The organism is Delftia sp. JD2 (assembly GCF_001682645.1).
Classification (GTDB): Bacteria; Pseudomonadota; Gammaproteobacteria; order Burkholderiales; family Burkholderiaceae_C; genus Comamonas; species Comamonas acidovorans.
The window spans coordinates 47,493-73,636 of record NZ_LFJT01000031.1 but is presented as its reverse complement, the minus strand read 5'-3'; the positions used below and the strand labels follow the sequence as shown (position 1 = coordinate 73,636).

At 68.5% G+C, this 26,144-nt stretch carries 24 protein-coding genes and 1 pseudogene; 8 read left to right on the top strand and 17 right to left on the bottom strand.

Features of this window, described 5'->3' with window-relative positions; translation table 11 throughout:
• The first annotated feature begins 477 nt into the window (after positions 1-477).
• Entirely contained in the window at positions 478-759 is a 282-nt protein-coding gene (locus tag ACM14_RS17650; protein WP_017406711.1) for a hypothetical protein, read from the top strand.
• 365 nt (positions 760-1,124) lie between these two features.
• Here the strand turns inward: ACM14_RS17650 and ACM14_RS17645 are convergent, their stop codons facing one another.
• From ACM14_RS17645 to ACM14_RS17605, 9 genes are all read right to left on the bottom strand, one after another.
• Entirely contained in the window at positions 1,125-1,880 is a 756-nt protein-coding gene (locus ACM14_RS17645) for a 5'-methylthioadenosine/adenosylhomocysteine nucleosidase (protein WP_065346876.1), read from the bottom strand.
• Between the two features lie 111 nt (positions 1,881-1,991).
• Complete coding sequence (locus ACM14_RS17640; protein WP_043825460.1) at positions 1,992-2,789, bottom strand: aspartate dehydrogenase; 798 nt, start codon at positions 2,787-2,789, stop codon at positions 1,992-1,994.
• A 54-nt stretch (positions 2,790-2,843) separates the two neighbouring features.
• A complete protein-coding gene (locus ACM14_RS17635) occupies positions 2,844-3,650 on the bottom strand; it encodes an IclR family transcriptional regulator (RefSeq protein ID WP_012202883.1) in 807 nt (268 codons plus the stop codon).
• A gap of 22 nt (positions 3,651-3,672) precedes the next feature.
• Positions 3,673-4,527 carry an alpha/beta fold hydrolase gene (locus ACM14_RS17630; RefSeq protein WP_065346875.1) on the bottom strand — a complete coding sequence of 285 codons (855 nt, stop codon included), beginning with the start codon at positions 4,525-4,527 and terminating at the stop codon, positions 3,673-3,675.
• Positions 4,528-4,541: 14 nt separating this feature from the next.
• Positions 4,542-5,072 (bottom strand): cupin domain-containing protein, encoded by a 531-nt coding sequence (locus tag ACM14_RS17625; protein ID WP_012202881.1) that lies wholly within the window; start codon positions 5,070-5,072, stop codon positions 4,542-4,544.
• A 200-nt stretch (positions 5,073-5,272) separates the two neighbouring features.
• Positions 5,273-6,469, bottom strand: a complete 1,197-nt coding sequence (locus tag ACM14_RS17620) for an MFS transporter (RefSeq protein WP_065346880.1) — start codon at positions 6,467-6,469, stop codon at positions 5,273-5,275.
• Positions 6,470-6,491: 22 nt separating this feature from the next.
• Positions 6,492-7,376 (bottom strand): NAD(P)-dependent oxidoreductase, encoded by an 885-nt coding sequence (locus tag ACM14_RS17615; RefSeq protein ID WP_065346874.1) that lies wholly within the window; start codon positions 7,374-7,376, stop codon positions 6,492-6,494.
• A gap of 136 nt (positions 7,377-7,512) precedes the next feature.
• Positions 7,513-8,103 carry a TetR/AcrR family transcriptional regulator gene (locus ACM14_RS17610; RefSeq protein WP_013804518.1) on the bottom strand — a complete coding sequence of 197 codons (591 nt, stop codon included), beginning with the start codon at positions 8,101-8,103 and terminating at the stop codon, positions 7,513-7,515.
• An 81-nt stretch (positions 8,104-8,184) separates the two neighbouring features.
• A complete protein-coding gene (locus ACM14_RS17605; protein WP_016449824.1) occupies positions 8,185-8,676 on the bottom strand; it encodes an Lrp/AsnC family transcriptional regulator in 492 nt (163 codons plus the stop codon).
• A 143-nt stretch (positions 8,677-8,819) separates the two neighbouring features.
• On the opposite strand from ACM14_RS17605, the gene ACM14_RS17600 reads away from it, so the two are divergent.
• Positions 8,820-10,265 carry an L-lactate permease gene (locus tag ACM14_RS17600; protein WP_065346873.1) on the top strand — a complete coding sequence of 482 codons (1,446 nt, stop codon included), beginning with the start codon at positions 8,820-8,822 and terminating at the stop codon, positions 10,263-10,265.
• Positions 10,266-10,333: 68 nt separating this feature from the next.
• Here ACM14_RS17600 and ACM14_RS17595 read toward each other — a convergent pair whose 3' ends face one another.
• Both ACM14_RS17595 and dkgB read right to left on the bottom strand, forming a co-directional pair.
• Positions 10,334-12,013: a long-chain-fatty-acid--CoA ligase gene (locus ACM14_RS17595; protein ID WP_065346872.1), complete on the bottom strand. Its 1,680-nt coding sequence runs from the start codon at positions 12,011-12,013 to the stop codon at positions 10,334-10,336.
• Between the two features lie 158 nt (positions 12,014-12,171).
• A complete protein-coding gene (gene dkgB, locus ACM14_RS17590; protein ID WP_065346871.1) occupies positions 12,172-12,993 on the bottom strand; it encodes a 2,5-didehydrogluconate reductase DkgB in 822 nt (273 codons plus the stop codon).
• A 140-nt stretch (positions 12,994-13,133) separates the two neighbouring features.
• Between dkgB and ACM14_RS17585 the strand changes: the two genes are divergently transcribed.
• The 3 genes from ACM14_RS17585 (at position 13,134) to ACM14_RS17575 (ending at position 16,385) form a co-directional block, all read left to right on the top strand.
• Positions 13,134-14,027 (top strand): LysR family transcriptional regulator, encoded by an 894-nt coding sequence (locus ACM14_RS17585; protein ID WP_065346870.1) that lies wholly within the window; start codon positions 13,134-13,136, stop codon positions 14,025-14,027.
• A gap of 133 nt (positions 14,028-14,160) precedes the next feature.
• Entirely contained in the window at positions 14,161-15,414 is a 1,254-nt protein-coding gene (locus ACM14_RS17580) for a M20 aminoacylase family protein (RefSeq protein WP_084027400.1), read from the top strand.
• Complete coding sequence (locus ACM14_RS17575) at positions 15,411-16,385, top strand: tripartite tricarboxylate transporter substrate binding protein (RefSeq protein ID WP_065346869.1); 975 nt, start codon at positions 15,411-15,413, stop codon at positions 16,383-16,385. Before ACM14_RS17580 ends, ACM14_RS17575 begins: the two co-directional genes overlap by 4 nt.
• A gap of 28 nt (positions 16,386-16,413) precedes the next feature.
• On the opposite strand, the gene ACM14_RS17570 is transcribed toward ACM14_RS17575, so the two are convergent.
• From ACM14_RS17570 to tkt, 3 genes are all read right to left on the bottom strand, one after another.
• Entirely contained in the window at positions 16,414-16,773 is a 360-nt protein-coding gene (locus ACM14_RS17570) for a tRNA-binding protein (protein WP_026062619.1), read from the bottom strand.
• Positions 16,774-16,924: 151 nt separating this feature from the next.
• Positions 16,925-17,926 carry a type I glyceraldehyde-3-phosphate dehydrogenase gene (gene gap / locus ACM14_RS17565; protein ID WP_012202871.1) on the bottom strand — a complete coding sequence of 334 codons (1,002 nt, stop codon included), beginning with the start codon at positions 17,924-17,926 and terminating at the stop codon, positions 16,925-16,927.
• Positions 17,927-18,035: 109 nt separating this feature from the next.
• Positions 18,036-20,081, bottom strand: coding sequence for a transketolase (tkt, locus tag ACM14_RS17560; RefSeq protein ID WP_012202870.1), 2,046 nt, complete (start codon positions 20,079-20,081; stop codon positions 18,036-18,038).
• A gap of 117 nt (positions 20,082-20,198) precedes the next feature.
• Between tkt and ACM14_RS17555 the strand changes: the two genes are divergently transcribed.
• Complete coding sequence (locus tag ACM14_RS17555) at positions 20,199-20,984, top strand: nucleotidyltransferase family protein (protein WP_065346868.1); 786 nt, start codon at positions 20,199-20,201, stop codon at positions 20,982-20,984.
• A gap of 132 nt (positions 20,985-21,116) precedes the next feature.
• Positions 21,117-21,952 (top strand): annotated as a pseudogene (locus ACM14_RS17550) (TSUP family transporter).
• Between the two features lie 57 nt (positions 21,953-22,009).
• On the opposite strand, the gene fba reads toward ACM14_RS17550, so the two are convergent.
• From fba to ACM14_RS17535, 3 genes are all read right to left on the bottom strand, one after another.
• Positions 22,010-23,074: a class II fructose-bisphosphate aldolase gene (gene fba / locus ACM14_RS17545; RefSeq protein WP_013804528.1), complete on the bottom strand. Its 1,065-nt coding sequence runs from the start codon at positions 23,072-23,074 to the stop codon at positions 22,010-22,012.
• A gap of 129 nt (positions 23,075-23,203) precedes the next feature.
• Complete coding sequence (locus tag ACM14_RS17540) at positions 23,204-24,574, bottom strand: two-component sensor histidine kinase (protein ID WP_012202866.1); 1,371 nt, start codon at positions 24,572-24,574, stop codon at positions 23,204-23,206.
• Complete coding sequence (locus ACM14_RS17535; RefSeq protein ID WP_013804530.1) at positions 24,571-25,269, bottom strand: response regulator transcription factor; 699 nt, start codon at positions 25,267-25,269, stop codon at positions 24,571-24,573. The genes ACM14_RS17540 and ACM14_RS17535 overlap by 4 nt, the downstream gene beginning before the upstream one ends.
• Before the next feature lie 93 nt (positions 25,270-25,362).
• Here ACM14_RS17535 and ACM14_RS17530 point away from each other — a divergent pair, with 93 nt between their 5' ends.
• Entirely contained in the window at positions 25,363-26,139 is a 777-nt protein-coding gene (locus ACM14_RS17530) for a phosphatase PAP2 family protein (RefSeq protein ID WP_065346867.1), read from the top strand.
• Positions 26,140-26,144: the final 5 nt, after the last annotated feature.

The following is a 26,144-nucleotide window of genomic DNA, read 5'->3' as shown; positions in this document are numbered from 1 at the left end:
CGGTTGCGGGGTTCGCTGCGGAACTCGCTGCGTTCACTGCGTGAACTCCGCTCAGACAACCGCAGCGAGTCAGATGACGAAGCAGTCCTGTCCTTCGGCAGGACTGCAACCCCACAACCACCACGCCGCAGGCGCGTTCATACGGGGAGTGGGTGCGGGCCGTCGCTTCGCTCGGCCTGGGGTTTGAGTCGGGGTTGTGGAATGCCTCTATGATTTCGGTGGCCCCCTGTTCCGGGGCTGGTGCTTCAAAACACCTTTTCTCAAAGCGGTGCGGCCTCTCCGTTAACGAGGCCTTGTCACGTCTGAATCACTGGACAGTGGGCGCATGCCCACGTCCCTGCGGTTACGGGCGGGATGGGGCTACCCGTAAGGGCGTCCGCACGGCTTTGAGCGTGTTTTGAACATCCCGTCCACCTTCTTCGTGCGTCAAAACGCGGATTTGGTGGTTTCACGTCTCTCTCAAAGGAGTACGGAAACATGAGCGATCAACAGCATCCTCTGCCCGCCCACGCCAGCATCGAGCAACTGGCCCGCACCCTCACCGAAACCAACAGCTGGGTCCGCGAGGGCTGCAATGAGATAGGGGCTCTGGCCCAACTGGCCCTGGCCAGCCTGCATGCGCCGGAGGACTACCAACGCCCGCAAGCCCTGGCCCACGCCCTGCGCACCATCCGCGACGCCGCCGAGTCCCTGACCGACTACGTGCAAGGCGAAGCCAGAGCCGCAGGCTGCGACGCCACGTACCGCGCCAGCACATAGCCAGGCCGAGCGCAGCGAAGGCTCCGGCTGTTGGCTGCCCCTCAGCCTCCCCCCTTCTGCCCACGCCTGCGTTGGACGGGATGCGGGGTGGCAGCCCTGCCGAAGGACAGGGCTGCTTCGTTGTCTAGCTCGCCGTGATGTTTGAGTGAAGCGCGCAGCGCGTAACGAGTTTCACGGCGCACCCCGTATCCCGCCCAACGCAGGTCGCCCGTAGCGAAGCGAAGGGTCGTGGGCAGTGCGGGGCGCGCTTCTTTGCCTACTTTCTTATCGCGCGATAAGAAAGTAGGTCGGCCGCCGGGCCGAAACCCGGCCTCGAAAAACACCCCCCCGGCAGGATCAAAAAACGTCCCCGCCAGGGTCAAAAATCAAACAGCAAGCCGCCGCAAAAACCCATCAACAACCCGCAACGCATACCGACTCGCCACCACCCTCACAAACTCCGCAAAGTCCACATGCGCACTGTCATCCGCCCGATCGGAAACAGTCCGCATCGCAGCAAACGGCACGCCATAGTCCAGGCAGGCCTGCGCCACGGCGGCGCCTTCCATCTCCACCGCCAGCACCTCATGCCCTGCAGCACGCAGGCCCTGCGCCAGCGCGGAAAAAGCGCCCGCCGTGCCCACGAACTGGTCCCCGCTGGCAATCAGCCCCTGGTGCGCGCGCGGCGCCGTGGTGGCGTGGGCGGCGCGCAGGTCTTCGCCCGCCTCGGCCACGCAGGCCTGGGCGGCCGCCAGCAGCGCGGCGGTCATTTCGGGGTCGCAGGGCAGGCGCGTGCGGCCGTAGCCGGGCATTTCCCAGCGCGGGAAGATGGGCGAGGCGTCCAGGTCGTGCTGCAGGTATTCGTCGGCCACGACGACATCGCCCACGCGCACGCCTTCGCCCAGGCCACCAGCCACGCCGGTGAAGGCAATGCGGCGCACGCCGAAGCGCTCGATCAGCGCCGTGGCCGTGGTGGCCGCCGCCACCTTGCCTATGCCCGACAGCGCGCAGACCACGTCATGCCCATGCAGGCGCCCGCGCCAGAACATGCGGCCGGCGTGGGCCGTGCCCTGGGCGTCGGACAGGGCATGGACCAGGCCTTCCTGTTCCTGCGGCAGGGCACTGAGGATGGCGATGGTCATGGTGGCTTCTCTTTCAACGTTTCAACGGCACAGGCAAAAAGCAAAGGCGGCCCGGAGGCCGCCTGCGGGGCGAAAGCGCCCATTGTGCCGCGAGCCTGTGCCCGGCCCGGCTCAGATGGCGATGGCCGTGGCCTGGTTGAGCACGGCGCGCACCACGCTGTAGACGGTGAGGGCCGAGGTCTTGGGGTTGGCCTCCAGCGGCTTGCCGCGCATGGTCAATTCCATGGACCCGAAGGCGCCGCGCGCGGCCACATGGTGCACGTTCTCGTCCACGGCCGGGTCGGCGTACAGGCGCACCGTGGTGCGGTCCAGGCCCATGCCGGCCAGCGACAGGGTGGCGGCCACGTTGGCGTTCTTGGGGTAGAGCTGGGCGGCCTCGCGTGCGCTGCCTTCGAAGATGCAGAAGGCTTCCTTGAGGCTGGCGAGGTCGCAGCGCTGTTCTGCGGGCGTGCCGGTCCAGGCCAGGGGCGGCTTGCGGCCGGTGTAGACCACTTCGTCCAGGCCGCCGATGCGGGCTGCGGCCAGCGCATCCACACCGCCGATGGCGCCCGACAGCAATTGCACCTGGGTGCCTCCGGCCTCGGCCGCCGCCTGCACGGCCTCGGCCATGCCGGGGGCGCTGAGTGCGCCGATGGAGGCCACGACGGCAGGAATGCCGCGCTGCAGGGCGGGCAGCACATGCTCTTCGATGGCGGTATGGCCTGCGCATTCGACGATAAGGTCGGGCCGGTCCTCAGTCGTCAGCGCAGGCAGTGCGCGCGCCTGGGGCGCATGCCGGGCCAGGGTGGCGCGCACGGCGTCCGTCACTTCGGGCACAAGCACCCAGCCCACCTGCACCGCGGCATGGCCCTTGAGCAGTTCGAGCACGCTGGCGCCAATCGCACCGCAGCCAATCACAGCAATATTCATCGTCATTTCTTTCTGAGCAAGAACGCGCTGAAGGCCGGTGGGGGCACCGTCTCCTCAGCGCAGAAAACCAGGATGCTGGGTGCGCAGGTGGCCCGTCAGTTCGACGGCGGCCTCGCGCACCTGTTCCACCCAGTGCGCCATGCGCCCGGGTGCGATTTCGGTAAAGGCCACGGCCATGCCCAGGCCCGCGATGATGCGGCCCTGCGCATCACGCACGGGCGCGGCAATGCTGGAGACGCCGGGCTCGTAGAAGCCCTCGCCCATGGCGTAGCCGCGCTCGCGGTCCTGCAGCAGCAGCTGCTGCAGTTGCTGCACGTCACGCGGGGTGCTTTCCGAGAATTGCGGCAGTTCGCTGCCGCCGAAGAGTTCGCGCAGCTGGTCTGCGTCCATGTCCTGCAGCAGGGCGCGGCCCAGCACGGTGGCATGGGCCGGCAGGCGCGAGCCCACGCGCACGGCGCCCTGGAAGGCGCCGGCCGGCGCAATGCGCGCCACGTAGACCACGGAGGTGCCGTCCAGCAGCGCCAGGTTGGTGGTGAAGCCCAGGCGCTCGCACAGCGCCTGCAGCACGGGCTCGGCCAGCTGGGCCAGCGGCTGGGTGGACAGGTAGTCGTAGCCCAGGCGCAGCACGGACAGGCCCAGCCGGTACTCGGTGCCCGAGCGTTGCAGATACCCCATGTTCTCCAGCGTCGTCAGCATCCGGAACACCGTGGAACGCGGCAGCGCCAGGGTGCGCGCCAGGTCGGGCGCGCTCCACACGGGCTGCGAAGGCGTGAAGCAGGCCAGCAGGCGCAGGCCGCGCTCCAGCGCGGGGACGGTGTAGCGGTCGTTGTCGTTCGAGAGGGTTTCGGAGGTGTCGCTCATCGCAATTCGGGCCGGTAGGCCATCAGGTCAGCAGGGTGGCCAGCCTCTGTGCGACATCCGCAGGTTGTTCGACGACAGAGGCATGGCCGGCTGCCGCAAGCGTAACGTACCGCGCGCCCAGCCTTGCGGCCCAGGCCGCGCAGGCAGCGGGCGGCGTGACCACGTCGTGCTCGCCCACCCAGACCTCGACCGGCATGGCCAGTTGCCCCGCCGCCTGCCCCAGGTCACTGCCGCACAGCAGCTCCACGGCCTGGGCGTAGCCGGCAGCATGCAGGCGCGCCGTGTTCCAGCGCACCCATTGGCGCACGGGCTCGGGCGCGGCGGGCGAGACCAGGCGCTGGTCGATGGCGGCGGCCAGGCCTTCGATGCCTTTTTCCTGCAGGGCCGCAAGACGGCCCTGGCGTACCTTGGCCTGCTGCTCGCCCATGCCGGGTGCGCCATAGCCGCCAGCGGGGCTGATCAGCACCAGTTGCCGCACGCGCCCGGCACCGGCCTGCACCGCCCAGGGCGTGCCCATGAGCGCGCCCAGCGAATGGCCCACCAGCAGGCAGCGGCGCACGCCCAGCGCCTGCAGCGACTGCTCCAGCACGCGGGCGTAGTCGGCGCCCGTGGGCGCGGCGGATGCCAGCGGCGTGGAGCGGCCATAGCCGGGCGCGTCCCAGGCCAGCACACGCGCGCGCGGCGCCAGCGCCAGGGCCACGTCCAGCCAGGAGGCGGCGCCCGAGCTGATGCCGTGCAGCATCACCACGGCAAAGTCCGAGGCCGTGTCGCCGGCCTCGCGCCAGGCGGCCTGAGCGCCACCGGGCAGGGCGATGAGGTGTTCGGGGAACTGCGCCTGAAGGCGCTGCTCCATGCGCTGCAGCGTCTGCGCGGTCATGGCAGGCCCGCTACTCAACGTTTGATTTTTGCCAGAGGGTGCTCGGGCGGGTATGTGGGCGTGATGGGCTTCTTGGCGCCCAGCATCACGCACATCAGCGCGTCTTCGTCGCCGATGTTGATTTCCTCGCGGTACACGCCGGGCGGCACGGAGACCACGTCGCGGTCGGTGAGGATGGTCTCGAAGCGCTGGCCGTCCTTCTCCAGCACGAGCTTGAGCTTGCCGCGGATCAGGAAGAAGACTTCCTCCACATCGGTGTGCAGGTGCGAGGGGCCTTCATTGCCGGCCGGGATGACCATGGTGGAGAAGGTGAAGTTCTCGGACGGGATGGTGTTGCTGTCCGCCGCCACGCCCGTGCCGCCCGTGCCGATGTAGCGCATCTGGCCACGGCGGTACTTGGGGTCGAAGTCGGCCTGGAACTTCAGCGCGTCGAAGTCGTACTTGCGCGTGGAAAACCGCGCCACGCGCGACTCCATCCATTGTTCGAAGCTGGAGCCTTCGGGCTGGTCCCAGGTGCGGGGCGTGTTCTGAGCGGATTCGGACATGTGTCTCTCCATCAACGTCGGTGGATCATGGCGGGGAAGGCGCCATTTGTTTTATCCATGAATCACAGTTCATGGGGTAAAACAATTATAGGAAGATTGATCGCACGCAACAAGGGCCACATGCGCAGCGGCATGTGGCCCCTTTGCTGCCCAGTCTGTTGAGGGAACAGCGATGCGGGTGCAACAGCGATGCGGGTGCCTCAGGCAGCCATGCTGCGCCGCCCAGGCCGAAAGCCCGCATGGCTGGCCGGCCAGACCACGGACAGGCAGGCCAGCGCCAACACCGCCAGCGCCCAGGGCAAGGCGGAGGCACCCCGCCAGCCCAGCAGCAGTCCGCCGGCCACGCCGCCGCTCGCCACGGCCAGGTTGAATACCGTCACCAGCATGGACTGGGCCACGTCGGCGCCCTCGCCTGCCGCGTCGGCCAGCGCGGTCTGCAGCAGCGTGGGCGCGCCGCCAAAGCTCAGGCCCCAGGCCGCAACCCCGATCAGAACGGCCACGGCCGACTGCCCGGCCAGGCCCAGCACCAGCGCAGACACGGCAAACAAGGCCAGGCTCAGCACGGTGAGTGCGCGCAGCCAGCGGTCCACCAGCAGGCCCGTGAGCCAGATGCCGGCAATGGCCGCAAGGCCGAACAGCAGCAGCACCCCATCCACCCTTTGCCCCAGACCCGCCGAAGCCAGGAAGGGCGCGATGAAGGTGTAGAGCATGTTGTGGGCCAGCATCCAGCCGAACAGCGCCAGCAGCACGGGGCGCACGCCGGGCACGAGCAGGATGCGCGCCACGGGCTGGCGTTGGTGCGCCGTCTGCCCGGCGTAATCCGGCACACCCAGCCGCACCCAGGCCAGCAGCAGCAGGCACAACGCCGACAGCGCCCAGAACACGCCGCGCCAGTCGAACAGGCTGCCCAGCCAGGCGCCCAGCGGCACGCCGGCCGCCAGGGCCAACGGCTGGCCCACGCCCGCCACGGCCAGTGCACGCCCCTGCAGATGCGGCGGCACCATGCGCCGCGCATAGCCGGCCACCAGCCCCCAGATCACGCCCGCAGCCATGCCTGCGGCAAAGCGGGCGACCAGGGTCAGGCCGTAGTGGCCGGACAGCGCGGTGAGGCTGTTGAACAGCAGCAGCCCGCCCACCGCCGCCATGAACAGCGGCCGGCGCCTGAGGCCGCGCGTGGCGGCCACGACGGGAATGGCGGCCAGTACCGAACCCAACGCGTACAGCGTGACCATCTGGCCGGCCATGGCTTCGGACACTGCCAGTCCCGTGCCGATCTGGGGCAGCAGGCCGGCCGGCAGGGTCTCGGTCATGATGGCCAGAAAGGCTGCCATCGCCAGGGCCAGCAGCCTGCCCAGCGGCAGGCCCGTGTCGCCGGAGGTGTCCATGGGCTGGTTCATTGCCTTTTCCTCGCTGCGCATCTCAGGCATGGGAGGCTGGATGGGATATCAGGTGGGATGCCGCCATGTCCTTGTCGCCATGTCCTGCGGCCAGCGCGCGCTCGAAGCGGCGCAGCCCGGCCTGGGCGCCATCCAGCAGCAGGCCTGCGCCGGCTGCGGCATCGGCCACCAGTTGAGCGTCCTTGACGGCATTGGCCACGGTGAAGCTGGCGTCGTAGCGGCCTGACAGCATGGCAGCGGCCTTGGCCTGGAAGAAGCCGCTGTCCATGGGCCCGCCCGTGACGGCATCGACCACCAGGGCCGGTTCTATGTCCAGCCCCTTGGCCAGCGCCAGGCTTTCGGCCAGGCCATGCGTGAGTGCGAAGGCCCAGTGGTTGAGCGCCAGCTTGAGCCGGCTGGCGGCGCCTGCCTGCTGCGCAATCCACAGGCTGCGTTTGCCAATGGCATCGAACACCGGCTGCACCTGGCCGCGCTGCGCCAGCGGGCCTGCGGCCAGGATGACCAGCTGGCCCTGCTCGGCCGGCTGGCGCGTGCCCTGCACGGGGCAGTCGTAGAACACCAGGCCATGCCGATCGGCGAACTGCGCCAGCGACGCGATAGCGTCCACACCCACCGTGCTCAGTTGCAGCCACAGTGTGCCCGGCTGCAATGCGGGCGCTGCAGCCTGCATGGCCTGCAGCACGGCCGGCCCGTCCTTGAGCACAGTGACGACGATGCGGGCGCCACGCACGGCGTCGGCCGCATCGCCGCAGGCCTGAACGCCGTCGGCCGCAAGGGCCTGGGCCTTCGCGGCCGTCCGGTTCCAGGCCCGGACGGTGAAACCCTTGCGTTGCAGGTTGCGCGCGACGGGCGCACCGATCAGGCCCGTGCCGAGCACGGCAATGGTGGTTTGAAGGTTTGAATGCATGGGAACTCCAGGGTGATGAGAGAGTGGGACAGACACGGAAAACTGAAATCCGGATTAATGGAACGATCATTCCAATTCAAGGAAAATAAAAACCCGCAACGGCACGACATGCGCGCGGCGGGTGACGGGTGGCCGGCTATTGCGCCTGCAGCGCCATGTCGACCACGTCGACCACGTCCATCAGGCACTGGCGGCGCTGCGGCGCGCTGCTTCCCTTGCCCAGCACGCGCAGGCCCTGCACGGTGTTCAGGACGAAGCGCGCCAGGGCGCGCGGCTTTTTGCTGTCGGTGATGTCGCCTTCCTGCTGGCCCCGCAGGATGAGCTTTTCCAGCGCCTTTTGCAGGCGCTGGAAGTTGCCGGCCACCCTCTCGGCCACGGCCTCGTCATGGCCGGCCAGCTCCAGCGCGGCATTGGCGACCAGGCAGCCACGGCGCCCGGCATCGCTCAATTCGTCCTGCACGATGCGCAGCAGCAGCTGCCGCACCAGGTCCCGGGCGCGTCCCGGGCCGGACAGCAGTTCCACGTTGGAGGTGGTCACGGCCTCATATCGGCGCAGCGCATGCTGGAACAGCCCCTGCTTGTTCTCGAAGGTGCCGTACAGGCTGCTGCGCGACAGGCCCGTGCCGTCCACCAGGTCCTGCACCGAGGTGGCCGCGTAGCCGCGCTGCCAGAACACCTGCATGGCGGCGTCTGCAATGTCATCGGGGTCGAAGTCCTTGGTGCGCATGGTGGCTCATTTAATTGGAACGATCATTCCATTCAATGTAGGCGGCCGTTCCGCGGCTGTCAAGATTGCGCCAAAGGGCCTTCACTCGCAGGGAATTTCCAGCCCCACCTTCACGCGGTCCAGCGCCACGATGGTCTTGAACCATTTGACGTTGGGGTTCTCGGCGAACAGGCGCCGCGCCAGGGCCTCGTACTCCTGCATGGTGGCCACGGTGAGGACGAGCACGAAGTCCACCTCGCCCGTGACGTAGTAGCACTGCTGGACCTCGGGCACGGCGAAGTGCGACTTCATGGCGTTGAGCGCGTCGATGCTGGTGCGCTCGGTCATGACCTCCACGATGATGGTGATGGGCCGGCCCACGCGCGTGGGGTCCACGGTGGCGGCCTGGCCGGTGATCACGCCTTCGGCCTGCATGCGCTTGAGGCGGCGCTGCACGGCGGCCGTGGACAGGTTGACCTGCTCGGCCAGCAGGCGCAGCGGCACCGTGCTGTCGCGCTGGACGATGGCCAGGATGGCGCGGTCGAAGCCGTCCAGGTCGGCCAGGTGAGCAGGGTGGGCGGTGTGCTTGGTCATGGGAAGCGAGGACTTTTGGAGGGTGAGAAATTTTCTCGCAAACACCCCCAATTCAGAGACCAAAAAACAGGTGCCGCGAAATAGTATTTCGTCGTTTTCCGCATCCAACGCATGCGGACCTGCCTGCCGAGAAAGCCCATCCCATGGCCACCCTGCTCCACCTGTCTCCCGTGTTTCTTGTGATGTCCATGCTCATGGTCTTGCGCCGCCCGCCTGTGCAGGCGGCCATGGCCGGGGCGGCGCTGGTCGCCCTGCTGTGGCTGGTCGATGCCTGGATGGCGACGGGCACCGCCGCTTCCGGCGCCGCCCTGGCCGCAGCGCGCGACACGGGCGTGCTGTTCCTGAGCACGGCCTTCGTGATCGTGCCGGGCCTGGGCTTTGTGATCCTCATCGAACGCATGGGCGTGAACCAGGCGCTGAGCCAGTGGGTGCGCTCGCTGGGCCTGGGGCCGGCCGATCAGGTGGTGTTCATCGTGCTGGGCCTGGCGCCGCTGCTGGAGGCGATGACGGGCTTTGGCGTGTCGCTGATCGCCACCGTGCCGCTGCTGCTGAGCCTGTTCGAGCGGCGCGCCGCGCTGCGCATGGCGCTGGCGGGCATGGCCATCATGCCCTGGGGCACGCTGGGCCTGGCCACGGTGATCGGTGCCTCGCTGGCCCATGTGGACGCGGCCGCGCTGGCCGCTGTGTCCTCGCTGACCAGCGCGCCGGTGTTCCTGGTGCTGGGCGCCCTGTCCCTGCATCTGGCCGGCGAGCGCGGTGCGCGGGCCTGGCTGCTGCTGGGCGGCTTTGGCCTGCTGTTCGTGGGCGTGCTGCATGGCATCAGCCGCTGGATGGGCCCCGAGGTGGCGGGCGTGGGCGCAGGCTTTGCGGTGGCGCTGGGCATGCTGGTGCGCGCGCTGCTGCTGCGCGGCACGGCCCAGGCGGCACCCGGCTGGCCGCGACAGGCCTGGCCGTATCTGGCGCTCGCCCTTGCCATCGTGCTGCTCAAGCTGCTGGCCCTGGCCACGCAGTGGGACCAGCGCTGGATCGTGCAGGGCGCCCAGGTGGCCTGGAAGCCGCTGGCCTCCCCGGGCGTGGCGCTGACCCTGGTGCTGGCACTGCTGCTGGCGCGCGGGGCCGGCCATGGCGTTGCCCTGGTTGGTGCTCTGGCCGCCCGCGCCAAGCGCCCGCTGCTGACCATCTTCTTCTTTCTGGCCATGTCCCAGATGATGGTCAAGGCCGGTTTCCTGTCCGGCCTGGTGCAGCTGCTGGCCGAGCTGGCGCCCGCTGCCCTGGCGCCCATCGTGGCGGCCTTCGGCGCGCTGGCCGGCTACATGACGGGCTCCAACGTGGGCGGCAACGCGATCTTCATGCCCGCCATCGCCCTGCTGCCAGAGTCCTCGCACCTGCTGCTGGCCGCCGTGCACAACAGCGCCGCCGGACATGCGGCGCTGGGCTCCCTGTCCATCGTGATGCTGGTGCTGGGCCTGGCACGGACCAATGCCCAGGAAGAAGGCGAGCTGGTGCGCTTCGGCTTTGCGCTGGCCTGCCTCAATGCGGCGGCCGTGGCGCTGGCGGCGTTGGTCATGGCGGGTCTGGGCGTGTTCTGAAGACGTGTTCCCTCCCAATGAAAAGAGGCGCCGCAGCGCCTCTTTGCAAACACGGCAAGCCGCCCGCGTTACTTGCTGTCGCGCAGCTCCCGGCGCAGGATCTTGCCGACCGGGGTCTTGGGCAGTTCGGTGCGGAACTCGATCACGCGAGGCCGCTTGTAGCCCGTGAGGTTGTCGTGGCAGAAATCGCGCACGGCCTGCTCGGTAAGGCTGTCGTCCCTGCGCACGATGACCAGCTTGACGGCCTCGCCGGTCTTCTCGTCGGGCACGCCGACCACGGCGCATTCGAGCACGCCGGGGCAGTTGGAGACCACGTCTTCCACTTCATTGGGATAGACGTTGAAGCCGCTGACCAGGACCATGTCCTTCTTGCGGTCCACGATCTTGAAGTAGCCGCGCTCGTCCATGGTGCCGATGTCGCCGGTGCGGAAATATCCGTCGGCGGTGAAGACCTTGGCGGTTTCGTCGGGGCGCTGCCAGTAGGCGGCCATGACCTGCGGGCCCTTGATGGCGACCTCGCCGCGCTCGCCGATGGTGGTCACGTCGTTTCCTTCGTCATCGACGAGCTTCATCCAGGTGCTGGGCAGGGGCACGCCGATGGTGCCCGAGAACTCGGTGGAGTTGACGGGGTTGCAGCTGACCGAGGGGCTGGTCTCCGACAGGCCGTAGCCCTCGCAGATGGGGCAGCCGGTCTTTTGCAGCCACAGCTGGGCCACGGCACTTTGCACCGCCATGCCGCCGCCGACCGAGACCTTCAGGTGCGACCAGTCCACGGTGTTGAAGTCCGGGTGGTTGGCCAGGCCGTTGAACAGCGTGCTCACGGCCGGGAAGCTGTGAAAGCGCTGCGTGGACAGTTCCTTGAGCGTGGCCTTGAGGTCGCGCGGATTGGGAATCAGGATGGTTTTGCCGCCCGTGCGCATGGACAGCATCATGTTCACCGTGAAGGCGAAGATGTGGTACAGCGGCAGCGCGCAGATGCTGGTGGGCTGCTCGCCGGCCGGCACCTTGCCCATGGCGGGCTGGTTCCAGGCCTCGGACTGCAGCACGTTGGCGATGATGTTGCTGTGCAGCAGCACGGCGCCCTTGCTCACGCCCGTGGTGCCGCCCGTGTACTGCAGCAGGGCCATGTCGGAGGCCTGCAGTTGCGGCGCCTGGAAGGGCGAGCGCATGCCCTTGGCCAGCGCGTCGTTGAAGCGCACGGCCCCCGGCAGCGAGAACGGCGGCACCAGCTTCTTGACCTTGCGCACCACGTAATTGACGATGGCGCCCTTGAGCATGCCCAGCTGGTCGCCCATGGTGCACAGCACCATGTGCTGCACGGGCGTGGCGGCCTTGCAGGCCTGCAGCGTGTGGGCGAAGTTCTCGATGATGACGATGGCCTTGGCGCCCGAGTCCTTGAGCTGGTGCTCCAGCTCGCGGGCCGTGTACAGCGGGTTGACGTTGACCACGACGAAGCCCGCACGCAGCACGGCGGCCACGGCCACGGGGTACTGGGGAATGTTGGGCATCATCAGCGCCACGCGGTCGCCGCGGGCCAGGCCCAGGCTCTGCAGATAGGCGGCGAAGGCGCGGCTTTGCGCATCGACCTGCGAGTAGGTCAGCTCCTTGCCCATGAAGGAATAGGCCACGCGGTCCGCGTAGCGGCTGAAGGCCTCCTCCATCAGGGCCACCAGCGAGGGGTATTGGGAGGGATCGATGTCGGCGGGCACACCTGCCGGATAGGCACCCAGCCATGGGCGGTCACTCATGCTGCTCGTCTCCTGGTTTCTCGATTGAACGTGCATTCTCATAAAAAGCACGGTCGTTCGATACTGTGATAACCCTAGTACTACCCCTAGGGTCACCATTGCGTTGCTCCAGGTCAAAGCCCGCAGGGCCGCGCAGGCCCCCGATCACAGCCCCCCGTTCAATCCCAGGCGGGAGCCAGGCCGTCAGGGCTGACCTGGCGGTCGCCGCGTTCCAGCGCGGCGATGCGCTGCATGTCTTCGGCGCCCAGCACCAGCTGGCAGCTGTCCAGGTTGGCCTGCAGGTGGGCGCGCTGGGTGGACGAGGGAATGACGGCATAGCCCATGGCCATGGCCCAGGCCAGCGCCACCTGGGCGGGCGTGGCGCCGTGGGCGGTGGCGATGTCGGCCAGCACGGGATCGGCCAGCAGCTTGCCGTAGCCCAGCGTCATGTACGAGGTGGTGTGAATGCCCTGCTGGCGTGCGAAGTCGGTGACGGCACGGTTTTGCAGATAGGGGCTCAGTTCGATCTGGTTGGTGGCGATGTTCGCGGCGCCCACGGCGGCGATGGATTGCTGCAGCAGCGCGATGTTGAAGTTGGACACGCCGATGTGGCGCGTCAGCCCCTGCTCCCTGGCGCGCATGAGCGCGCCCAGGCTGTCCTCCAGCGGCACGCTGCGCGAGGGCCAGTGGATCAGCGTCAGCTCCACATGGTCGGTGCGCAGGGCTTCAAGGCTGCGCTCCAGGCTGGGGATCAGCGCGTCGGCGGACAGGTTCTCGGTCCAGATCTTGGTGGTGAGGAAGAGCTGATCGCGCGGCACGGTGCTGGCGGCGATGGCGGCACCCACATCGGCCTCGTTGCCGTAGATCTGGGCGGTGTCGATGGCGCGGTAGCCCACCTCCAGGGCCTGGCCCACGGAGTGGCGCACCACCTCATCCTTGAGGCGGAAGGTGCCCAGGCCGAACGCGGGCACCACGGAAGCGAGAGAGGCAGTCGATGTCATGCAGGTCTTTCAAAAAGCAAACAAGGCGCGGAACCACGCCCCGAAGACTGCAGTCTGGCGGGTTAACGCTTGCAGATAAAGCCTGGTATCAGCAGAAAATATTTGACGCTGCAGCAACAATTGCGCCAAGCTGGCGCCCCATGAAAACCACCCTGGACGAGTTGCAGGCCTTTCGCGCCGTGATCGACTGCGGCAGCATCACGGCGGCGGCCGAGCAGTTGGGACAGACCACCTCGGGCATCAGCCGCAGCCTGTCGCGCCTGGAGAAAAAGCTGGCCACCACCTTGGTGCGGCGCACCACGCGCAGCCTGGAGCTGACCGAGGAAGGCGCGCGCTTCCTGGCCCGCACGCGCGAGGTGCTGCAGGCCCTGGACGCGGCCGAGGAGGAACTGGCCGCGCGGCGCCAGGCGCCGGCCGGGCTGCTGCGCGTCAACGCGGCCTCGCCCTTCATGCTGCATGCCATCGTGCCGCTGGTCGGCGAGTTCCGCGCGCTCTATCCGCTGATCACGCTGGAGCTGAACACCGATGACCTGCACATCGACCTGCTGGCCCAGCGCACCGACATCGCCATCCGCATCGGCGAGCTGCGCGACTCCACGCTGCATGCGCGGCTGCTGTGCCACAGCGTGCTGCGCGTGCTGGCCAGCCCCGCCTACCTGCAGGCCCATGGTCCCGTGGCGAGCGTGGCCGCGCTGGCGCGCCACCAGCGCATTGGCAACAGCCAGGTGCCCGGCCTGAACCACTGGCCGCTGCGCACGCCCGAGGGCGGCGACCGCTGGGATGCCGCGCCCCAGCTCACGGCATCCAGCGGCGAGACCATGCGTCAGCTGGCCCTGGCAGGCCAGGGTGTGGTCTGCCTGGCCGACTTCATGACCGTGCGCGATCGCGCCCAGGGCGAGCTGGTGCAGGTGCTGGCGCGCGAGACCGTGCAGCAGCGCCAGCCCATCCACGCCGTCTATTACCGCAACACGGCGCTGGCCGCGCGCATCACGGCCTTCCTGGACTTTCTCGCGCAGCGCATGGCGCAGTCCTGAGGGCCCTGTGACGTCCGCCTGAACGGCTTGATCGGCCCGTTCGGCTTGTGCATGCAGGGCGCATGCATATGCGTTTTGCTTCGTTGCCACAGGGCTGGCGGTTTTACAGAATCCGGGATTCGCCGCAGCAGGCATGGGCCGGCTGCGGCCGGAGACCGTCTTGCCCCACCTGATCGAAAGCTTTGCCGACATGGCGCCCTTCGTGGCCCTGCGGCGCGACCTGCATGCCCACCCTGAGCTGGGCTTCGAGGAACACCGCACCTCGGCCATCGTGGCCGAACGCCTGGCCTCCTGGGGCGTGGAGGTGCACACCGGCCTGGCCGGCACGGGCGTGGTGGGCGTGGTGCGCGGCAGGCATACGGACGCACGCCACGGCACGCGCACCATCGGCCTGCGCGCCGACCTGGATGCGCTGCCGCTGCAGGAAGAAAACCGGTTTGCCCACCGCTCGCAGCACGCAGGCCGCATGCATGCCTGCGGCCATGACGGCCACACCACCATGCTGCTGGCCGCGGCCTGGCATCTGGCGCGCACGCGCGACTTCGCGGGCACGGTGCACCTGATCTTTCAGCCGGCCGAAGAGATGGGCAAGGCCGGCGCACGCAGGATGATCGACGAAGGCCTGTTCGAGCGCTTCCCCTGCGATGCGGTCTTCGCCCTGCACAACTTCGCGCTGGACCGCGTGGGCAGCTTCGCGCTCAACCCGGGCGCGCTCATGGCCTCCAGCAACACCTTCCGCATCGTGCTGCATGGGCAGGGCACGCATGCCTCGCTGCCACACACGGGCATCGATCCGGTGGCCGCCACCATTGACCTGGCCCAGCAGCTGCAGACCCTGGTCGCGCGCCATGTGGATTCGCGCGAACGCGCGCTGCTGGCGGTCACGCAGATCCAGGGCTCGGACGCGCCCAACGTGATTCCCGACAGCGCCTGGGTGGGCGGCACGGTGCGCACCTTCTCCGTGGCGGCGCTGGACATCCTCGAAGCCGCCCTGCGCCGCCAGGCCGAGCATACGGCCCTGGCCCATGGCTGCAGGGCCGAGATCCATTTCCGGCGCGCCTCGCCGCCCCTGGTCAACCACGCGGCCGAGGCCGCCTTCGCCGCCGCCGTGATGCGCGAGATCGCGGGCGACGACGCCGTGGACACGCAGTTCCCCGGCGTGCTGGCGGCCGAGGACTTCGCCCACATGCTGCAGGCGCGGCCCGGCTGCTACGCCTTCATCGGCAACGGCCAGGGCGATCACCGACTGCCCGGCCATGGCGACGGCCCCTGCCTGATCCACAACCGCTCCTACGACTTCAACGACGACATCCTTGCCATCGGCGCCAGCTACTTCGTGCGGCTGGTGGAGCGGTGGCTTGCCGTCCCCCAGGAAACTTCCCCATGAAAACCCCTCACCCTTCTCCCGTCACCCGCCGCGTTCTGCTGGCAGCAGCCCTGGCCCTGGGACTGGCACCGGCCGTGCATGCCGAACGCGTGATCCGCATCGTCGTGCCCTTCGGCGCAGGCGCCACGCAGGACACGGTGGCACGCACCTTCAGCAATGAACTGGGCCAGGCCCTGGGCGCCACCGTGGTGGTGGAAAACCGGGCGGGCGCGGGTGGCAGCGTGGGCACGGCCCAGGTGGCCAAGTCCGCGCCGGACGGCAACACCCTGGTGCTGGCTGCGGCCAGCCACAACCTGGCCGGCCATCTGTACGCGAAGCTGCCCTATGACCCGCTCAAGGACTTCGTGGGCGTGTCCTTCCTGGGCCGCACGGGCTATGTGGTGGGCGTGCCGGCCGCCTCGGGCGTGCAGACCCTGGGCGAGCTGCTGCAGCGCGCCAGGGCCCAGCCGGGACAGCTCAACTATGCGTCGGCCGGCAATGGCAGCGCCTCGCACCTGGCCTCGGCCTCGCTGGCCGCGCAGGCGGGCATCAAGCTGCAGCACATCCCCATGAAATCCACGGGCGACGCCACGACCGAGCTGCTGGCCGGCCGCGTGCAACTGGTCACGGGCGCCACCATCGGCATGCTGGCCTTCCAGAAGGACCCGCGCGTCAAACTGCTGGCCTACTCGGGCCAGCAGCGCTCGCGCTTCCTGCCCGATCTGCCCACGGTGGCCGAGTCCGGCGTGCCCGGCTATGCCTTCGACTCCTGGCTGGGCCTGCTGGCACCGGCCGGCACGCCGCCCGCCGAAGTGGAGCGCATCAACACCGCCGTGCGCAAGGTGCTGGCCGAGCCCGTGGTCCAGGAGCGCCTGGCCCGCGTGGGCGTGGAAGCCGCCACCCTGCCGGCCGCCGAATTCCAGCGCCTGCTCAAGGACGACTGGGAAGCGTCCGGGCGCATCGTCAAGGCGGCCGACGTGCGCATCGAATAGTCACCCAGGCCAATAGTCACCCAGGCCGTCACAGCAGCTTGGTGCCGAGCGGCACCTCGCGGTCGGGCACGCACAGCGCGACCTCGCCGTTCTCGTTGTGGAATCCCGTGACCAGGCATTCCGAGCGCATGGGACCGATCTGCTTGCTGGGAAAGTTCAGCACGGCCACCACCTGGCGGCCTATCAGTTCCTCGGGCCGGTACAGCGCCGTGATCTGGGCGCTGGACTTGCGCAGGCCCAGCTCAGGGCCGAAATCGACCTGCAGCACATAGGCGGGGCGGCGCGCCTCCTTGAACACCTGGGCGTCCACGATGCGGCCCACGCGCAGCTCCACCTTGAGGAAGTCGTCAAAGCCAATGGTCTCGTGCAATGCGGATGAAGTAGTCATGCGGCCATGATGCCGCGCCGCCGGTGCCGGCTTTGTCGAGCAACGCTTGCAGTGCCAGGGCACACTGCCCGCCATGAAAAAGGCCGGCATCGCGTCCGATGCCGGCCTGGTGCGGGGCCCTCGACAGGCCCCGCAGCGGTTCGCGCCAGGATTACTTGGCGGCGACCACGCGCACCATTTCCAGGCACTTGTTCGAGTAGCCCCACTCGTTGTCGTACCAGGACACGACCTTCACGAAGGTCTTGTCCAGGGCGATGCCGGCTTCGGCATCGAACACCGAGGTGCAGGACTCGCCGCGGAAGTCCGTGGCCACGACCTTGTCTTCGGTGTAGCCCAGCACGCCCTTGAGCGCGCCTTGCGACTGGGCCTTCATTTCGGCGCAGATCTCTTCGTAGCTGGCTTCGCTGTTCAGCTCCACCGTCAGGTCCACCACCGACACGTCGGAGGTGGGCACGCGGAAGGACATGCCGGTCAGCTTCTTGTTGAGCTCGGGAATCACCACGCCCACGGCCTTGGCTGCGCCCGTGCTGGAGGGAATGATGTTTTCCAGGATGCCGCGGCCGCCGCGCCAGTCCTTGTTGCTGGGGCCGTCCACGGTCTTTTGCGTGGCGGTGGCAGCGTGCACGGTGGTCATCAGGCCGCGCTTGATGCCCCACTTGTCGTTGAGCACCTTGGCCACGGGAGCCAGGCAGTTGGTGGTGCAGGAAGCGTTGGAGATCACGTCCTGGCCGGCGTAGGTCTTGCAGTTCACGCCGAAGACGAACATCGGGGTGCTGTCCTTGGAAGGCGCGGACATGATGACCTTCTTGGCGCCGGCAGCCAGGTGCTTGCGTGCGGTCTCGTCGGTCAGGAACAGGCCGGTGGCCTCGATCACGATGTCGGCGCCGACTTCGTTCCACTTCAGGTTGGCGGGGTCGCGCTCCTGCGTCAGGCGGATGGTCTTGCCGTTGACGATCAGGTTGGAGCCCTCCACCGAGACCTCGCCCTTGAAACGGCCGTGCACGCTGTCGTACTTGAGCATGTAGGCCAGGTAGTCGGGCTCGAGCAGGTCGTTGATGCCCACGACTTCGATGTCGCTGAAGTTCTGCACGGCAGCGCGGAACACCATGCGGCCGATGCGGCCGAAGCCGTTGATACCGATCTTGATCGTCATATTTGCCTCTTGGATTGACGGATTGCGAAAAACGGAAAAACTGAAACGGTGAGGGCCAGGCCGGGCCTGGCGGGCGGCAAAAAGGGGCCACAGGCCCCTTCTCGCAGCTTTACTTGCCGGCGCGCTGCAGCGCAGCCTGCACGGTGTCGGCCACGTTCTCGGCCGTGAAGCCGAAGTGCTTGAACAGCACGGGCGCTGGGGCCGATTCACCGTAGGTGTCGATGCCGACGACGGCGGCGCAGCCGTACTTCCACCAGAAGTCGGTCACGCCCATTTCCACGGCGATGCGCGGCAGGTTGGCCGGCAGCACCTGGCTCTTGTACTTGGCGTCCTGCTTGTCGAAGGTGGTGGTGCTGGGCATGGAGACCACGCGCACGGCGACCTTGCGCTCGGCCAGTAGCTTCTGGGCTGCCAGGGCCAGCTGCACTTCGGAGCCGGTGGCGATGATGACGGCCTGGGCCTTCTTGTTCAGGCCGACGGCCTTGGGCTCGGACAGCACATAGGCGCCGCAGGCGATGTCGTCCAGCGCGTCTTCGGTCTTGGCTGCGTAGGCCAGGTTCTGGCGCGACAGCAGCAGGGCCGTGGGCTTGTTCTTCTGGCTCAGGGCCACGGTCCAGGCGACGGCGGTTTCCGTGGTGTCTGCAGGGCGCCAGACATCCAGGCCCGGGATCAGGCGCAGCGAGGCGGCGTGCTCGATGGACTGGTGGGTGGGGCCGTCTTCGCCCAGGCCGATGGAGTCGTGCGTGAAGACGTGGACCACGCGCTGCTTCATCAGCGCGGCCATGCGGATGGCGTTGCGGCTGTAGTCGCTGAAGGTCAGGAAGGTGCCTGCGTAGGGGATGTAGCCGCCATGCAGGGCGATGCCGTTCATGATGGCCGCCATGCCGAACTCGCGCACACCGTAGTTGATGTGGCGGCCGATCTTGCCGTCTTCGGTCAGGACCACGGCACCCTTGTCGTCCACGCGCAGCGAAGGCGTGCTCTTGGTGTTGGTCAGGTTGGAGCCGGTCAGGTCGGCCGAGCCGCCCAGCAGTTCGGGCAGGGCTGCGGTCAGGCCTTCCAGGGCCAGCTGGCTGGCCTTGCGGCTGGCCACGGTGGCGCCTGCGTCATGCGCGTCGGAGGCGATCTGCGCGGCGATCTCGCCGAAGTTGGCAGGCAGGTCGCCGGCCATGCGGCGCGTGAAGTCGGCAGCCAGTTCGGGGAAGGCCTTGGCGTAGGCGGCGAACTTCTTGTTCCAGGCCGCTTCGGCCTTGGCGCCGGCGGCCTTGGCATCCCAGTCGCCGTAGACGCTGGCGGGGATGTCGAAGGGGCCGTGCTCCCAGCCCAGGGCCGCGCGGGTCAGCGCGATTTCCTCGGCGCCCAGGGGCTCGCCGTGGGCCTTGGCCGTGTCCTGGCGGTTGGGCGAGCCCTTGCCGATGCTGGTCTTGCAGCAGATCAGCGTGGGCTTGGAGCTGTTCTTCTTGGCAGCGGCGATGGCGGCATCGAGGGCCTGGACGTTGTGGCCGTCCACGTCGCGGATCACGTTCCAGCCATAGGCTTCGAAGCGGGCGGGCGTGTTGTCGATGAACCAGGGGGCGACCTTGCCGTCGATGGAGATGCCGTTGTCGTCGTACAGCGCCACCAGCTTGCCCAGCTTCCAGGCGCCGGCCAGGGCCGCGGCCTCGTGGCTGATGCCTTCCATCAGGCAGCCGTCACCCAGGAACACGTAGGTGTGGTGGTCGACGATGGCGTGGCCGGGACGGTTGAATTCGGCAGCCAGCAGCTTTTCTGCCAGCGCGAAGCCCACGGCATTGGTGATGCCCTGGCCCAGCGGGCCGGTGGTGGTTTCCACGCCGGGGGTGATGCCCACTTCGGGGTGGCCGGCCGTCTTGCTGTGCAGCTGGCGGAAGTTCTTGAGCTCGTCGATCGGCAGCGCGTAGCCCGTGAGGTGCAGCAGCGCGTAGATCAGCATGGAGCCATGGCCGTTGGACAGGATGAAGCGGTCACGGTCAGCCCATTGCGGGTTGACGGGGTTGTGCTTGAGGTGACGGCTCCACAGTGCCACGGCCATGTCGGCCATGCCCATGGGGGCGCCGGGGTGGCCGGAGTTGGCTTGTTGAACGGCATCCATTGCGAGTGCGCGGATCGCATTCGCCATTTGTTGAGTGTTGGCCATCAGGGCGCTCCGTGAAGGAGGGGGTAATCAGAATAAGCCGGCCATTTTAAAGGACTGGGGTTTTCGGCTCCCGGGCGCGGGGCAATGGCCGCTGGCAATGGTCTACAGTTGCCCTCCATGACCGCCCAGCCCATCCCGCCGTTCCCCGCCGCCAAGGCGCTTTCCCTCACCGAACAGCCGCCTGCCATGCTGCTGGCCGCAGGCCGTGGCGAGCGCATGCGGCCGCTGACCGACACCACCCCCAAGCCCCTGCTGCAGGTGCAGGGCCAGCCGCTGCTGCAGCACCACATGCAGGCGCTGGCCCGGGCGGGCGTGCGCCGCGCGGTGGTCAACACGGGCTGGCTGGGCGCGCAGATTCCGGCGCGATTCGGCCCCCAATTCGTGCCTGACAACGGGGGCGAGCCGCTGCAACTGGCCTATTCCCCCGAGCCCGAGCAGGCGCTGGAGACCGCCGGCGGCATTGCGCGCGCGCTGCCGCTGCTGGGCGAGGTGTTCTGGCTGGCGGCCGGCGACGTCTACGCGCCCGACTTCGATTTTCCGTTCGAGGCGGCCCGCGAATTTGCCGCCAGCGGCCGCCTGGCCCATCTGTGGCTGGTGCCCAACCCCGAGCACCATACGCGTGGCGACTTCGGCGTGGACGAACTGGGCCTGGCCTGCGACTGGCCCGAGGGCGATGCCCGCCCGCGCCAGACCTACGGCACCATTGCGCTGCTGCGCGCCGAGCTGTTTGCCGCGCCCTGGTGCGACATCCCGCCCGGCAACCCCGAGGGATGGCGCGTGCCGCTGGTATTGCTGCTGCGCCGCGCCATGGCGGCCGGCCAGGTGGGGGCCAGCCTGTACACGGGCCGCTGGACCGACGTGGGCACGCCCGAGCGGCTGGAACGCCTCAACGCGCCGGGCTGAGACACCGTGCGTCGGTGAGTGCGGCCTGGCGATCGGCGGCTTGGCGCCCTGCCCCCTGCACCTGCAGGCAGCGGCTCGCGCTTCGTGATAGCTTCGCCGGTTCGGCGCAGCGGCGCGCCAGAAAGCCTTTCGATGAGCGTGATCCAGTATGTGATGTTCCTGGCCCTGGTGGCCTGGCGACGTTTTGCCAGAACCTGACGGGCTTTGCCTTCGGGCTGATCTTCGTGGGCGTGGCCGGTGCCACGCACCTGATGGGCATTGGCGATGCGGCCAACGTGGCCTGCCTGCTGTCCGTGGTCAACGGCGTGGCCTACCTGCGCGCCCACCGCCAGGTGCCGCAGTGGTCCCTGCTCAAGCCCATGCTGATCAGCAGCGTCATCGGCGTGATCGGCGGCGTGCTGCTGCTGCAGTGGCTCAGCGGCAATGCGCTGAGCGGGCTGCGCATGCTGCTGGGCCTGGCCATCGTGGCCTGCGCGCTGTTGCTGTTGCTGCAAAAGCAGGTCAACGCGCAGGTGTCGGGACCGGTGTCGCTGTGGGTGGCCGGTGTGGCATCGGGGGTGCTGGGCGGGCTGTTTGCCACGCCGGGCCCGCCCATGGTCTACCACCTGTACCGCCAGCCGCTGGACCGCCTGGTGGTGCGCCAGTGCCTGTTTGCCATGTTCCTCACCTGCGCGCTGCTGCGCCTGGTGATGGTGGCCTGGGAGGGCGAGATCACCGCCAGCGTGCTGCTGGCGGCGGCCCTGGCCTTTCCCGTGGTGACGGTGGTGACCTGGCTGCACATGCGCCATCCGCCCGCCCTGCCCAAGCGGCTGGTCGAATGGATGGTCTGCCTGCTGCTGGTGCTGTCGGGCACCAGCCTGCTGGTGTCGGGCTGGAACGCCAGCCACCCCCAGCCCGTGGTGCCCGATGACGAGATGGCCATGGCCGTACCCCAGCGGTCCCAGGCTGCGGCCCCCGCGCCGCGCTGACAACAAAAAAGCCCGCCGGGCGGACCGGCGGGCTTTCTTTGAAGGGGAAGGAACCGATCAGTTCACGACCTGCTGCAGCGAACCGGCAGCGTACTTGGCGGCCATCTGCTCCAGCGTGTAGCCCTTGATCTTGGCGCCCTGGCCTTCGCAGCCGAACTCGATGTAGCGGGCCTTGCAGATCTGCTTGGCGGCTTCGCGGGCAGGCTTGAGCCATTCGCGGGCGTCGAACTTCTCGGGGTTCTCGGCCAGGAACTTGCGCACGGCGCCGGTCATCGCCAGGCGGATGTCGGTGTCGATGTTGATCTTGCGCACGCCGTGCTTGATGGCTTCCTGGATTTCCTCGACGGGCACGCCGTAGGTTTCCTTCATGGCGCCGCCGTACTGGCGGATGATTTCCAGCAGTTCCTGGGGCACGGAGGAGGAACCGTGCATGACCAGGTGGGTGTTGGGCAGGCGGGCGTGGATTTCCTTGACGCGCTGGATGGACAGGATGTCGCCCGTGGGCTTGCGCGTGAACTTGTAGGCGCCGTGGCTGGTGCCGATGGCAATGGCCAACGCGTCCAGCTGCGTGGCCTTGACGAACTGGGCCGCTTCCTCGGGGTCGGTCAGCAGGGCCGAGTGGTCGAGCACGCCTTCGGCGCCCACGCCGTCTTCCTCGCCAGCCATGCCGGTTTCCAGCGAACCCAGGCAGCCGAGCTCACCTTCGACGGTGGCGCCCAGCTTGTGGGCCATTTCCACGACCTTGCGGGTCACGTCCACGTTGTATTCGAAGGAGGAAGGCGTCTTGCCGTCTTCCATCAGCGAGCCGTCCATCATCACCGAGCCGAAGCCCAGGTTCAGCGCGCCCTGGCAGATGGCGGGCGAGGTGCCGTGGTCCTGGTGCATGACCAGGGGGATGTGGGGATACTGCTCGGCAGCGGCCTGGATCAGGTGCTTGATGAAGGGCTCGCCGGCGTACTTGCGGGCGCCTGCGCTGGCCTGCAGGATGACGGGCGCGCCCACTTCGTCAGCGGCCGACATCACGGCTTGCACCTGCTCCAGGTTGTTGACGTTGAAGGCGGGAAGACCGTAGCCGTTTTCGGCAGCGTGGTCCAGCAGTTCGCGCATCGAAACGAGAGGCATGTGTAGGGTCCGTATCAAGTTGTTGAGAGGGGGATGCCCCTGCCGCATGGCAGCCGCCGCTGCGTCATGGGTGCGCTGCGGGGCCACGGCCGGGGGATCGCGGCAGTAACCGCTTGGTAACTGGCGATTTTAACCAGCTGCCGCCAACCCTGTCCCGGGCATTCCCATGCGGTAGCAGGTCGTGAAGCCTTCGGGCGGCGCGGCCTCGCCAAAGCTTCCCTGGTGGGCGCGCAGCACGCGCGCCACGATCTCGTGGCCCAGGTGCAGGCTGTCCACGGGCGCTGCCGCGCGCTCTGCGCCGTCACGGCGGCCGTCGTCGCAGACCTGCAGCCAGACCTCGCCATCCGGCCCCTGCCCGGCCTGCACTTCGATCTGCGTGCCGTGCGGCGTGTGCTTAAGGGCGTTTTCCACCAGATTGCGCAGCGCCAGCTCCAGCAGCACGGCATTGCCCATCACGCCCAGTGCCTCAGGCGCCTGCACGGACAGGCTGCAGTCGCGCTGCCATGCCGCCTGCGCATGGGCGGCCACCACCTGCCGGGCCAGCGCGGCCAGGTCCACGGGCACGGGCGGCTCGGCCAGCATGGCGCGGCCGGCGCGCGCCAGCGCCAGCAGCTGGTTGAGCACATGGCCGGCGTGCAGCGCGTCCCGGCCTATCTGCGCCAGCGCCTGGCGTTGGGCCGGGGCGTCCATGGCACCAGCCGGCGCATCGCCCAGGGCCCGCGCCTGCAAGGCGATGGAGGCCAGCGGCGTGCGCAGTTCATGGGCCACTTCGTTGGCCAGGCTGCGCTCTCGCTCCAGCGCCTCCTGCTGGCGGTCCAGCAAGGTGTTGATGGAGTTCACCACGGGCATGAATTCCCGCAGCGCGTGGCGGTGCGAGACGCGCTCGGCCTGGGCCAGGTCCAGGCGCTCCACCTCGCGCGAGAGTTCGTTGAGCGGCCGCATGCCCCGGCGAATGGCCAGCCCCAGCGCCAGCGCCACCACGGGCAGCAGCCACAGGCCGGGCTCGACCATCTGGCCCGCAATGTCGTCGGCCAGTTCGTCGCGCTCCTGCAGCTCGATCATCACGCTGACCTTGCGCGCATGGTCGCGGCTCCACTGGGTGAAGCTGCGCCAGGCGCGGCGCTCCGGGCCCAGGCGCAGCGTGGCAAAGCCCTGCTCGGTGTCGAAGGAGGGCTCGGGCGCATCGCCCGTGCGCGAGATGAGCCGGCCCGAGCCATCCCACAGGGCCACGCTCAGCGACTGCTGGTAGTCGTGGGCCATGAGGCCCGGCGGCTCGTGCACGGGCGTGGCCTCGCCGTGGTCCACCGCGCCATCCACGTGGAGGTTGAGCACCAGTGCGGCCACACCGGCCAGGTGGCCGTCGGTGAGCTCGTCGGCCTCGTGCACGCCGGTCTGGTAGCCCAGCGCCACGAAGCTGGCCCAGACCACGACCAGCGCGCCCAGCATCCAGGCCATCAGATGCCAGATCAGCGAGGGGCGGCGGTCCGGCGCGGTGCTCATGTGTTCTCCACGGGCAGGAAATAGCCCACGCCACGCATGGTGACGATGCTGGCATTGCCCAGCTTCTTGCGCAGGTGGTGGATGTGGACTTCGACGGCATTGCTTTCCACGGCCGTGCCCCAGCTGTAGAGGTGCTCTTCGATCTGCTGGCGCGAGAGCACGCGCCCGCGCGCCTGCAGCAGCACCCAGAGCACGGAGAACTCGCGCGGCGACATCTCCACCAGCTTTCCGTCGCGGCGCACGGTGCGCGCGGCCGGGTCGACCTCCAGCTCGCCATGACGGATCACGGGTGCCGCCTGCCCGCCTGCGCGGCGCAGCATGGCGCGCAGCCGCGCCTCCAGCTCGTCGATGTCGAAGGGCTTGACCAGGTAATCGTCGGCACCCAGGTCCAGCCCGGCGATGCGCTCGCGCACCTGGTCGCGCGCGGTCAGGATGAGCACGGGCGTGTTGGGGTCCGGCAGGGCCTGGCTGTCGCCACCCGGGCGGCGCGGGCCCCGCAGGCGGCGCAGGATTTCGCTGCCGTCGCCATCGGGCAGGCCCAGGTCCAGCAGCACGGCATCGAAGCGCTCCATCTCCAGCGCATGCCAGGCCTCGGCCACGGTGGTGCAGACATCGACCGCGTAGCGGCGCTGTTGCAGATTGGCCTGCAGGCCTGCGGCAATGCCCGCGTTGTCTTCGACGACCAGTATTCGCATGCGCGCATTGTGCAATGACCGCTGCCGGCTGCGGTGCCAGACGATGGCCGCACGCCGAGGCATGCGTTAAGACGGGTTTAAGCCGCGCTTCTCATGCTGCCGGCCATGCCGACACCTGAACCCCGAGATTTCTCCGCAGCCCCCGCGCAGGGCCCCTCCTTCAAAAGCACCCTGCTGTGGACCCTGGCGGCGCTGGCCGTGGTCCTGGCCTGGGATGCCAGCGCCCTGGACCTGGCCATGGCCCGCTGGTTTGGCGACGCCGATGGCTTTGCGCTGCGTTCGGACTGGTTCTTCGTGAACATCGCCCACGAAAGCGCACGCCGCCTGGCCTGGCTGGTGGTGCTGGGCCTGACGCTGTGCGTCTGGCGGCCCGTGGGCCCGCTGCGCCTGCTGCCCCATGGGCGGCGCGTGCAGCTGGTGGCGGGCATCTTGCTGTCGCTGGCCCTGATCTCGCTGCTCAAGTACACCAGCGCGACCAGCTGCCCTTGGGACCTGGCCGAGTTCGGCGGCGTGGCGCGCCATGTCTCGCACTGGTCGCTGGGCCTGGCCGATGGCGGCCCGGGCCGCTGCTTTCCCGCAGGCCATGCCTCGGCGGGCTTTGCCTTTCTGGCCGGCTATTTCGCGCTGCGCCGCCATGCACCGCGCGCAGCCTGGATCTGGCTGGCCGTCTCGCTGGCCGCAGGCCTGTCGATGGGCCTGGCCCAGCAGGTGCGCGGCGCCCATTTCATGAGCCACACGCTGTGGACCGGCTGGCTGTGCTGGACGGCGGGCTGGCTCTTCGACCTGGCGGTCACGCGTACGCTGCGCACCCGGGACAGCGCGCCTGACTCCCTGTGGCCCGCCGCCAGCCTTCCGCCTTCCGCACCCTGATCGAG